Source organism: Amycolatopsis sp. NPDC059021, assembly GCF_042739895.1.
In the GTDB taxonomy this organism is placed as follows: domain Bacteria; phylum Actinomycetota; class Actinomycetes; order Mycobacteriales; family Pseudonocardiaceae; genus Amycolatopsis.
In genome coordinates this window covers 16,755-27,594 of record NZ_JBHYIQ010000122.1, presented here as the reverse complement: position 1 = coordinate 27,594, position 10,840 = coordinate 16,755, and the positions used below count along the sequence as shown (strand labels likewise).

9 protein-coding genes are annotated in these 10,840 nt (G+C 71.4%); 4 read left to right on the top strand and 5 right to left on the bottom strand.

The genetic code is table 11. The features are described 5' to 3' along the window. Positions 1-355 precede the first annotated feature (355 nt). Positions 356-1,918, bottom strand: a complete 1,563-nt coding sequence (locus ACFWX1_RS42240; protein WP_378395519.1) for an alkaline phosphatase D family protein — start codon at positions 1,916-1,918, stop codon at positions 356-358. Positions 1,919-2,066: 148 nt separating this feature from the next. Between ACFWX1_RS42240 and ACFWX1_RS42235 the strand changes: the two genes are divergently transcribed. Then, positions 2,067-4,439 (top strand): penicillin acylase family protein, encoded by a 2,373-nt coding sequence (locus tag ACFWX1_RS42235; protein ID WP_378395518.1) that lies wholly within the window; start codon positions 2,067-2,069, stop codon positions 4,437-4,439. Positions 4,440-4,451: 12 nt separating this feature from the next. Here ACFWX1_RS42235 and ACFWX1_RS42230 read toward each other — a convergent pair whose 3' ends face one another. Together ACFWX1_RS42230 and ACFWX1_RS42225 are read right to left on the bottom strand one after the other, a co-directional pair. Beyond that, on the bottom strand, positions 4,452-5,207 hold the full coding sequence (locus tag ACFWX1_RS42230; RefSeq protein ID WP_378395516.1) for an SDR family NAD(P)-dependent oxidoreductase: 756 nt from the start codon (positions 5,205-5,207) through the stop codon (positions 4,452-4,454). A 33-nt stretch (positions 5,208-5,240) separates the two neighbouring features. Continuing rightward, on the bottom strand, positions 5,241-5,984 hold the full coding sequence (locus ACFWX1_RS42225) for an SDR family NAD(P)-dependent oxidoreductase (RefSeq protein WP_378395515.1): 744 nt from the start codon (positions 5,982-5,984) through the stop codon (positions 5,241-5,243). Between the two features lie 143 nt (positions 5,985-6,127). Here ACFWX1_RS42225 and ACFWX1_RS42220 point away from each other — a divergent pair, with 143 nt between their 5' ends. After that, entirely contained in the window at positions 6,128-6,958 is an 831-nt protein-coding gene (locus ACFWX1_RS42220; RefSeq protein WP_378395514.1) for a helix-turn-helix transcriptional regulator, read from the top strand. 26 nt (positions 6,959-6,984) lie between these two features. Here the strand turns inward: ACFWX1_RS42220 and ACFWX1_RS42215 are convergent, their stop codons facing one another. After that, on the bottom strand, positions 6,985-7,383 hold the full coding sequence (locus ACFWX1_RS42215; RefSeq protein WP_378395513.1) for a DUF4233 domain-containing protein: 399 nt from the start codon (positions 7,381-7,383) through the stop codon (positions 6,985-6,987). Next, positions 7,383-9,077, bottom strand: a complete 1,695-nt coding sequence (locus tag ACFWX1_RS42210; RefSeq protein WP_378395512.1) for a bifunctional folylpolyglutamate synthase/dihydrofolate synthase — start codon at positions 9,075-9,077, stop codon at positions 7,383-7,385. The genes ACFWX1_RS42215 and ACFWX1_RS42210 overlap by 1 nt, the downstream gene beginning before the upstream one ends. Before the next feature lie 71 nt (positions 9,078-9,148). Between ACFWX1_RS42210 and ACFWX1_RS42205 the strand changes: the two genes are divergently transcribed. Both ACFWX1_RS42205 and ACFWX1_RS42200 read left to right on the top strand, forming a co-directional pair. After that, a complete protein-coding gene (locus ACFWX1_RS42205; protein ID WP_378395511.1) occupies positions 9,149-9,793 on the top strand; it encodes a class I SAM-dependent methyltransferase in 645 nt (214 codons plus the stop codon). Between the two features lie 67 nt (positions 9,794-9,860). Next, positions 9,861-10,745, top strand: a complete 885-nt coding sequence (locus tag ACFWX1_RS42200; protein WP_378395522.1) for an SGNH/GDSL hydrolase family protein — start codon at positions 9,861-9,863, stop codon at positions 10,743-10,745. The last annotated feature ends 95 nt before the right edge of the window (positions 10,746-10,840 follow it).

Below are 10,840 nucleotides of genomic sequence, written 5' to 3'. Positions count from 1 at the left end.
AACTACCGGGCGCGCACGGCCAACCCCCCCTAACTTTGATCCGGGGGCTCGTGGCGTGTTCCGTTACGGCCTCCTTTACAGCGTTGAGCGCTGTAAAGGAGGCCTTCACGGCATGTCCGGCGTTGCTCTGGGCACGAGGTGCACCGAGGGACGCCTTCGGTGCGTTGGCCGCACCGAGGGACGCTCTCGTCGCACTGAACGCACCAAGGGCGTCCCTCGGTACGGTGCGGCCCGTCATGTCCCGAGCGACGCGGCGCGGACGGTGAACGTCCCGAACGGAGCGTTCGCGACATCGCCGCAGCGCTCATTCCCACCGCTGGCGCCCAAGCCTGGCCCCCCGTGATCCGGCGGAGCGTCAGTGGCGTTGGGGTTGCAGGGTTTTCGACCAGAGGGACGTGCCGGTGGCGTCACGCAGATCGACGGTCAGGACGCCCGAAGCGCCGTCGATGTTCAGCTCGCCGAAGTGCTGGTAGCCATCGGCGGGTGAGGTGTTGGCGGCGGGCGGGGCGTGCACGAACACCGCTTCCGGACCGAACGTCGGGTCGAGCTTGTTCGGCCCGAACGCGCCCGCGTTGAGCGGCCCCGAGACGAACTCCCAGAACGGCTCGAAGTCCCCGACCGCCGCGCGGTCCGGCGAGTAGTGGTGGGCCGCGGTGTAGTGCACGTCCGCGGTGAGCCACACGACGTTGCGGACGCGGCGGCGCGCGATTTCGCGCAGCACCCAGTGCAGTTCCGTCTCGCGGCCGCCGGGTGCGCCGGGCAGGCCGTTCGCCACCGCCTCGATCCCGCTGGGGCTGTCGGGCACGACGAGCCCGATCGGCATGTCCGCCTGGATGATCTTCCAGGTCGCGGTACTGCGGTCGAGCGCGCCGACGAGCCAGCGTGCCTGCTTGTCACCGAGGATGTGGCCGGGTTTCGTCTGGTCCGAGGTGTTCGCGTCGCGGTAGGTCCGCATGTCGAGCACGAAGATCTCGGCACGGCTGCCGTACCGGAAGTTGCGGTACACCCGACCGTCGACGGCCTGGCGCGCGTCGATCGGATGCCATTCGTGGAAGGCCTGGAACGCGCGCGGCGCGAGGACATCGACGCGCTTTTCGGTGTATTCGGGGCGGTCGTTGAGAATCTCGCCCGGGTACCAGTTGTTGACGACCTCGTGGTCGTCCCACTGGGCATAGACGGGAACCTCGGCGGCGAACCGGCGGAAATGCTCGTCGAGCCGGTTGTAGGCGTGCTGGCCGCGATACTCGTCGAGCGTCTCGGCCACCTTCGCCTTCTCCGGCGTCATGACGTTGCGCCAGGTGCGACCGCCGGGCAGCGTCACGGTCTCGGTCAGCGGCCCGTCGGCGTACACCGTGTCGCCGCTGTGCAGGAAGAGATCCGGCCGCCGGTCGGCCATCGCGCCGAAGATCGTCATGCCGCCCCGCGAGGTGTCGATCCCCCAGTTCTGGCCGACGACGTCGCCGCTCCAGAGGATCCGGGTGTCCCGGCGCCCCACTGGCGCGGTAGCGAACCGGCCGGTCAGCGGCTCGCTGCACGTCCGGCCGTCGAGCGCCTCCGCAGTGACGCGGTAGTGGATCTCGGTACCCGGCGGCAGCCCCGCGACGCGCACCTTGCCGGTGCCGCCGGTATCGGGCGAGACCACCGGGCCGGCGACGCGGCGCGTGTGCCGGAACGACTCGTCCCGCGCGATCTCGACGATCAACCGCGACGGGCGGTCCGCGCGCGACCAGACGATGCCGGAGCCGGCGGTGACGTCGCCGGACTGGACGCCGTGGGTGAGGATCGGGCGGTCACGACGGACGAGCGCGGGCGCGGCGCCCGCGACGCCGGGCAGGAGCAGGCCCGCGGCGAGCGCGCCCGCTCCGGTGAGCCCGGCCTTGAAAAGGGCACGGCGGGAGGGTGGGGACAGTTCGGTCATGCGCGGTTTCTATCCCGCGTTCCGGGCGGGAGGGCCAACTGCGCGTGTCCCGGTGATGAACGGACACCGGTGTGGTCCGTTCGCCCATTGTCCCGTCGCGCGGCGCCTGGCTAGCTTGATCACGAAATTCCACGACCCGGGAGTGACCATGCGCCGCTTACTGGCGTTCCTGACCGTCTTACTGTCGGCGTCCGCGCTGCTCACCCCGGCCGCCACGGCGGCGGAGGCCGGGCACGCGGTGATCCGCTACACCGAGCACGGCATACCGCACATCCTCGCGAAGGACTTCGACGGGCTCGGCTACGGCTATGGTTTCGCCGCCGCGCGGGACAACATCTGCGAGCTGGCGAACACCTATCTGACCGTCGAGGCGCGGCGCTCGGCGTTCCTCGGGCCGGACGGCTCGGGTGACGCCGCGCTGAGCAGTGCGCGGACGAACCTGGAAAGCGATCTCCATTTCCAGGCGATCAACGATTCCGGGGTGGTGGAACGGCTCGCCGGGGCGCCCGCGCCGCAGGGCCCGCGCCCCGAGGTGCGCGAGATCATCACCGGCTACACCCATGGTTTCAACGCCTATCTGGCGAAGACCGGCGGTGCCGGGATCGCCGACCCGGCCTGCCATGACGCCCCATGGCTGCGCCCGATCACCGAACTCGACGTCTACCGCCATCTCTACGCCATCACGACGATCGCGGGTGGCGGCGCGCTGGTGAGCGGGACGGTGAACGCCGGACAGCCGTCGGCCGCGGCGGCTCCCGCCACGCCGGCGCCGGACGCCGCGACACGGATCGCCGCCGCGGTCCGGACGGCGCTGGGCACCGGCGAGCTCGGCAGCAACGGGATCGCCGTCGGCAAGGACGGCACCGCGTCCGGATCGAGCGTGCTGCTGGGGAATCCGCACTATCCGTGGCAGGGCGGGCGCCGGTTCTGGCAGGCACAGCTGACGATCCCGGGCCGTTTCGACGTCTCCGGCGGGAGCATGCTCGGGATCCCGCTGATCCAGATCGGGCACACCGCCGACGCCGCGTGGACGCACACGGTCGCGACACCGATCACGTTCGGCCTCTTCGAGCTCCCGCTGACGCCCGGCGATCCGACAAGCTACGTCGTGGACGGCAAGGCGGAGAAGATGTCGGCGCGGACGGTGCGCGTCGAGGTCCGGGAGGCGGACGGCACCCGCCACCAGGTGGAGCGCACGATCCACGGCACCCGCTACGGCCCGGTCATCACCTCGGTCGGCGGCACCTCGCTGCCGTGGACGGCCAAGTCGGTGTACGCGTTGCGCGACGCCAACGCCACCAACCTGCGCGCGCTGAACACGTGGTTCGAGCTCGACCGGGCCCGCAGCACCGGTGCCATCGTCGACGCGCTTTCGCGCACCCAGGGCGTCCCGTGGGTCAACACCGTCGCGACCGATCGCGCGGGCAACGCGCTCTACGCGGACATCCAGGTCGTGCCGCATGTCACCGACCAGCAGGCGGCCGACTGCGGGACCCCGCTGGGACGCCTGTTGTTCCCCGCCTCTGGAGTGTCCATTCTGGACGGTTCACGATCCTCGTGCGGCTGGGGATCCGACCCCGGCGCCATCGAGCCCGGTCTGTTCGCCCCGTCCCGGCTGCCGCAGCTGCAGCGCCGCGACTACACGCTCAACACCAACGACAGCGCCTGGCTCGCCAACGCGCACGCCCCGATCACCGGCTACCCGCGCATTGTCGGTGACCTCGGCACCCAGCGGTCCGACCGGACGCGAGAGGCGTTGATCACCACCGAGGAAGCCTTGGCACACGGCGGTTTCACCACCGAGTCGATGCGGGCGACGTTGTTCGCCGACCGCAGCCGCACCGCCGAGCTGGCCGCCGCGGACACCGCGAAGATGTGCGCGGCCTTCCCCGGCGGGCAGGCGCCGTCCTCGCAGGGCCCAGTGCCGGTCGGCCCGGCCTGCGCGGCGCTCGCGAACTGGGACCACCATTACACACTGGACTCCCGTGGTTCCCTGCTGTTCCAGCGATTCGCGCAGCGGCTGGGCGGCCCGGCCGGGTCGCCGTGGCGGGTCCCGTTCGACCCGGCGCACCCGCTCACCACGCCGAACACTCTGGACACCGCCAGTGCCGCGGTCCAGCGGGCGTTCGGGGACGCGGTGGCCGAGCTGCGTGCCGCGGGTATCCCGGCGGACGCGCCTCTCGGCGAGCATCAGGGTGTCACCCGCAATGGTGAGCGCATCCCGCTCCACGGCGCGCCGGGGACGGTGGGCGTGCTCAACGTGCTCACCCCGGTGTGGCAGGGGGCGGCGGGCAACGCCGAGGTCGTGCACGGGTCGAGCTTCATCCAAGTCGTCGGGTTCGGGCCGGGGCCGTGCCCGGACGCCTCGACGCTGCTGACCTACTCGCAGTCCCAAGATCCGACCTCGCCGTACTTCTCGGACCAGACCAAGCTGTTCTCGAAGGGACAGTGGGTGCGGGAGCGCTTCTGCACGGCCGACATCCTGAGTTCCCCCGCGCTGCGGACCGTCATCCTGCGTTAGGTGCGGCGGACGTCAGTACGCCGTGAGCCCACCGTCGACCACGAACTCCGCGCCGGTGACGAACGAGGATTCGTCACTCGCCAGGAACAGCATCACCGGCGCGACCTCGGCCGCCCGGCCCGCACGGCGCATCGGGGTGCGCGCGATGTCCGGCTGCCGGTCCCCCTGCTCGTCGAGCAGGTCCTGGATCATCGGGGTCGCGATGACCCCGGGGTGCACCGAATTGACCCGGACACCCCGGGTGGCGTACTCCACCGCGGCGGTCTTGGTCAGCAGGCGCACCGCGCCCTTGGACGCCTGGTACGCGGCCGCCGCCCCGCTGCCGACGAGCCCGAGGACCGACGACGTGTTGATCACCGAGGCGCCGCCGGACGCGCGCAGCATCGGCATCGCGGCCTTCATGCCCAGCCAGGTGCCGGTCTGGTTGACCGCGATGACCCGGTCCCACGCCTCCTGGCCGGTCTCCTCGATGCCGGGCCAGTCCACGATCCCGGCGACGTTGACCAGGATGTCCAGCTTGCCGAAACGCCGGCGCACCAGGTCGATGACCGCGTTCCAGCGCTGGAACGACGAGACGTCGAGCGGTGCGGCGACGACTTCGGCGCCGCCGCCGGCCAGCCGCGCCGCGAGGGCTTCCACGTCGTCACCGGCGACGTCGGTGACGACGAGCTGGGCCCCTTCACGAGCGAACAGCTCCGCGGTGGCCTGACCGATGCCGCCGGTCGCCCCGGTGATCAGTGCGACCTTGCCGGTCAGTCTTCCTGTCATGGTTCTTCCTCTTCTCCGTGAACTTGAACGTGCTCAGGCGGCCGTGTAGCCGCCGTCGGCCGCGACGACGGCACCGGTGACGAAGCCGGCGCGCGGGGAGGCGAGGAAGCCGATCACTTCGGCGATCTCCTCGGGGCTCGCGACCCGTTTCAGCGGGTGTGCTTCGCCGAACGAGCGCAGGTATTCCCTGCTGTCGGGGCGAAAACTGTCGAGCAGGTCGGTCTCGATGACGCCGGGCGCCACGACGTTGGCGCGGATCCCGTGCGGACCGCCTTCCAGCGCGAGCACCTTGGTCAGCTGGGCCAGCGCTCCCTTGGACGCGCTGTAGGCCGAGCCCCCGGTGAAACCGACGCTGCAGGCGAACGATCCCACGGTGACGATCGCCCCGCCGCCACGCTCCCGCATGACCCGGAAGGCTTCCCGGGAGTGCAGGAACGCCGCACGGGCGTTGACGGCCAGCAAGGTGTCCCAGTCGTCCGCCGTGGTTTCGGTGACCGGCTTGTTCACCGACCGGCCCGCGTTGCTGACCAGGATGTCGAGACCGCCGAACCGCTCCACCGCGGTGGCCACGGACCGTATCGCCGTCTCCTCGTCCGCCACGTCACCGACCAGTGCGGTCACACCGTCGAGCCCGGCCGTCCACTCGCGGACGCTCGGCCGGATGTCGGTGGCGACCACCTGCGCGCCCCTGGCGTGCAGCCAGGTGACGGTCGCCGCGCCGACGCCGCGCGCCGCACCGGTGACGAGCGCGACCTTGCCGTCCAGTTCGCCTGTCATGTCGTGACTCCTTCGCAGTTGCTCTGCGACCGAGTCTGGGACGCGGCGACGGCCGGTGGGAGGGCACGCTTTGCCTGGGTCCGGCAGACCCAGGCAAAGCCCGTTGGTCCGGCCTAGCCTGGAGTCATGAGCGAGTCGAGCGCATGAGCAGCGGAGCACTGGGTGAGTTCCTGCGCGCACACCGCGCGCGGCGATCCCCGGAGGAGGCGGGCCTGCCCTACTCCGGGCGGCGGAAGGTGCCGGGGCTGCGGCGGGAGGAGGTCGCCGTGCTCGCCGGGGTCAACGCCGACTACTACACGCGCCTCGAACAGGGCCGCGAAACCCATCCCTCGCCGCAGGTGCTCGACGCGCTGTGCCGGGCGCTGGATCTCGGCCCGGACGCCCGCGAGCACCTGCACCGGCTGGCGGGGACGGTGCCGGGCACCGGTCCGGAACCCGTGCGGCGGACCGTGAGCCCGCAGTTACGCGGGCTGATGGACGGCTACCGCGACACCCCGGCGTTCGTTCTCGACCGCACGCTGGACGTGCTGGCCACCAACGCGCTGGCCGACGCGTTGTTCTCACCGTTCCGCGTGGCGGACAACCTCGCCCGCATGACGTTCCTCGATCCCGCCGGACGGCATTTCTACGCGCAGTGGAACCGGACGGCGCAGGCCACCGTGGCGAACCTGCGGATGGCCGAGGGATTCGCCCCAGGGGACCCCGGCCTGCTGCGCCTGGTGGCCGAACTCGGCGACGGCAGCGAGGAGTTCCGCGCCCTGTGGGACTCTCACCAGGTGCGGGGCAAGACCCTCGAACCCAAGCAGCTGGTCCATCCCGATGTCGGTCCGCTGACCCTGACCTACCAGGCCTTCGACGTGCGCGACGCACCCGGCCAGCAACTGGTCGTCTACCACGCGGAACCGGCGACGCCCAGTGCCCGCGCGCTGGCCCTGCTGGGCAGCCTGCACGCCACCACGCGCAGCGCGACCTGACCGTCCATTGTGGACCAGACGGTCCGTCAGGACTGCGGCTGCTGCTGGCTGGGCAGGGTGCCCGCGGCCATCCGGCGCGCGACGTCGCGGCGCAGCCACAGCACCCAGAGCCAGAAGGCGAGGAAGATCACGCCGAGGATCGCGACCGCGGGCAGCAGGAACGCCATCGCGATCAGCACCACCTGCAGCACCAGCACCACCGGGACGGCCCACGGGCGCTTGATGACCCCGCAGCACAGCAGCAGCGCGACCGCGATGGCGATCACGGCCCAGCCGGTACCGGTGCCGACCCCGCCGCCGAGCTTCGCGACCACCGGGATCGCGAGCGCGACCGTGATGGCCTCCATGATCAGCGAACCCGCCATGACGCCGCGGAACCCCTTCATCGGGTCCTTCGCGGGCTTCGGGACACTCTCCTCGCTCATCAGGCGGGCTCCTTCCCGAACAGTGTGCGTGCCTCGCCCGCGGTGACGACCGACCCGGTGACCAGCACCCCGCCGCCGGCGAGGGGCTCCTCCGGGTCGTCGCTCTGTTCGACGAGGCCGATCGCGGTCTCGATCGCCGTCTCCAGGCTCGATTCCGCCACGACGCGGTCCTCGCCGAAGATCGAGATCGCCACCTCGTTCAGCTCCTCCAGCGGCATCGAGCGCGGCGACGAGTTCCGGGTGACCACGATGTCGGACACCACGGGTTCGAGCGCGTCGAGGATGCCCCGCGCGTCCTTCTCCGCCATCACCCCGACCACGGCGACGAGCCTGCGGAACGCAAACTCCCCCGACACGGCGGTGGCGAGCGCGCGGGCGCCCATCGGGTTGTGCGCGGCGTCGAGCAGGACGGTCGGTGCCGCGCGGACGCGCTCCAGTCGTCCGGGGTTCTCGACCTCGGCGAACGCTTCGCGCACGGCTTCGAGCACGAGCTGCTTGTCCTTGCCCGCGCCGAAGAACGCCTCGACGGCGGCCAGCGCGAGCGCGGCGTTCGCGGCCTGGTGTTCCCCGTGCAGCGGAAGGAAGATCTCGTCGTAGACGCCGCCGAGGCCCTGCAGCTTCAGCAGCTGGCCGCCGACCGCGACCTCGCGCTCCAGCACGCCGAACTCGCTGCCCGCCCGCGCCACCGTGGCGTCCACCTCGATCGCGCGCTCCAGCAGCACCTTGAGCACGTCCTCGGACTGTTCGGCGATGACCGCGACGGAGCCGGGCTTGATGATCCCGGCCTTCTCCTTCGCCGCCGAAACCGGCTCGGGGCCGAGGTATTCGACGTGGTCGAGGCCGATCGGGGTGAGTACCGCGACATCGGCGTCGACGACGTTGGTGGCGTCCCACGCGCCGCCCATGCCCGCCTCGACCACCGCGGCCTCCACCGGCGCGTCGGCGAACGCGGCGAACGCCATCCCGGTGAGGATCTCGAACTTGCTCATCGCCACGCCGTCCGGATCGGCACCGTCCACCATGGACACATAGGGCGCGACGTCGCGGAAGAGGTCGACGTACTTCGCGGCCGGGATCGGCCGCCCGTCCAGCGCGATCCGCTCGGTGACCAGTTGCAGGTGCGGGCTGGTGTAGCGGCCGACACGCAGGCCCATCCTGGTGAGCAGCGCGTCGATCATGCGGCTCACCGAGCCTTTGCCGTTTGTCCCGGCGACGTGCAGCACCGGGTAGCCCTTGTTCGGCTCGCCGAGCAGCGTCATCAGCGCGGAGATGCGGGCGAGCGAGGGCTCGAGCTTCGTCTCCGGCCAGCGCTGGTTCAGCTCGGCCTCGACGGCCATCAGCTCGCGGCGTGCCTGCGGGCCGTCCGGGTCACCGTGGTCGGCCTGCTCGCCCTCGTCGTCGAGCTCGTGCGGGGGCTCGTCGCCGGTGTGCGCGAAGTCGGGCACCGGGCCGAGCGCGAGGTTGTCGCCGAGCTGCCCGATCCCGCCGATGCCCGCCCGCGAACCGCCGCCTGCGGCGAACGCCTCGTCGGGGCCGTCCAGCTCGGGATCGTGATCGTCGGTGCCCTCGTGTGCCCGCGCGCCCAGCTCGTCGACCCCGGCGAAGCTGTCCGGATCGGCCAGCTCCGGCCTGCGAGGCTCACGCTGCGCGGACTCTGAAGACTCCTCGAACGGTTCGTCCGCCTCTCGCGGCACTGACAACTCCCTAGACCCTGTGTCACCTGTCCAGACGAGTCTACGTGCGGCCGTCCTGGCACTCTCGACGCATGCCGTTCAACCACAACGACCACTACCACCCGTTGCTGCTCGGCCTGCTGCCGCCCGGTCCGGGTACCGCGCTCGACGTCGGCTGCGGGACCGGCCGGTTCGCGCGGCGGCTGGCCGCGGCGGGGATGACCGTGGACGCGCTGGACGCCTCGGGGCCGATGATCGAGAAGGCCGAGGCGCTGGGCTCGCCGGGTCCCGGCAAGATCGCCTACCGGCACGCGGACGTCACCACCGAATCGCTGCCGGAGGGGCACTACGACTTCATCTCGTGCATCGCTTCGCTGCATCACGTCCCGTTCGAGACGGTGACCGCGCTGCGCCGCGCGCTCGCGCCCGGCGGCGTGCTGGCCGTGCTGGGGCTGGGCAGTCCGAGCGCGGCGGTGGACTGGGGGATGTGGGTGACGGCCGCGCCGGTCAACGTGCTCGCGCGGCTCGTCGTGGCCGCCGGTGAACGGCTCAACGGCGGCACCGATTTCGTGCCGAAACCGCCGGTCAGGGACGAGACGCCGTCGATGACGAAGATCCGGCGCGAGTCGGCCCGGCTGCTGCCCGGGAGCACGGTCCGGACGCTGCTGTTCTGGCGATATCTGCTCACCTACCGTGAACCGGGCGGGTTCACCCGATCTGACACCACGGCCGGGTGAACCCTGGGCTCGACCACCCGATTGGCGGCAGGCAGCGGGATCCGCGCTGATTAGACGTGAATCCATGATGCGCATCGCTCGGATTCTGCTCACCGCCGCCGCTTCGGCCGTGCTGCTCACGACGTCGGCCGCCGCCGTTTCCGCCGCTCCCCGGGAAGCCGGTGTTCACCATTACGTCGCGCTCGGCGACTCGTACACGTCCGGCCCGCTGATTCCCGCGCAACGCTGGGATCCGCTCGGCTGCGGGAGATCGACGAACAACTATCCGTCCTTCGTGGCCAGGGCGCTGCACCCGGACCGCTTCACCGACGTCAGCTGCGGCGGCGCCAAGACCACGCACATGGTGACGCCGCAGGCGGTCCAGTTCGGCGGTGTGAACCCGCCGCAGTTCTCCGCGCTGCGGGCGAGCACGGACCTGGTCACCCTCGGCATCGGCGGGAACGACTCCGACGTGTTCGGCACGCTCGTCGGCACCTGCCCCGGGCTGCGGGCCACCGATCCGCACGGGAACCCGTGCCAGCGGCGGTACACCTCCGGCGGCACCGACACGATGAAGGCCGCCGTCGCGCGGACCGGTCAGGACGTCGTCACCGTGCTCAAGGGCATCCACCAGCGCTCGCCGCACGCGAAGGTGCTCGTGGTCGGCTACCCGCGCATCGCGCCGCCGAAGGGGTACTGCCCGGCCGTGCTGCCGTTCGCCGACGGCGACTACGGGTGGCTCGACAGCGTCGAACAGGCGTTGAACGCCGCGCTCGCGAAGGCGGTCGCTGCCGACGGCAAGGCGGTCTACGTCGACACCTACGGCCCGTCGCTCGGGCACGACGCGTGCGCGCGGGGCGGTGCGGCGTGGATCAACGGCCAGTACACGCAGCTGTTCGCGGCCCTGTCCTACCACCCGTTCCGCAGCGGCATGCTCGGCGTCGCGAACGTCGTCCTCGAGCACCTGACGTAGCGAGCGCCGGGGTGGTGGGGGTGGAACCCCCGGCCGCGCGGGGCGAGGCGGGCGAGCGGCGGGTGCGTATAGTGGTCGGCCGGCGCCCGCGCGGG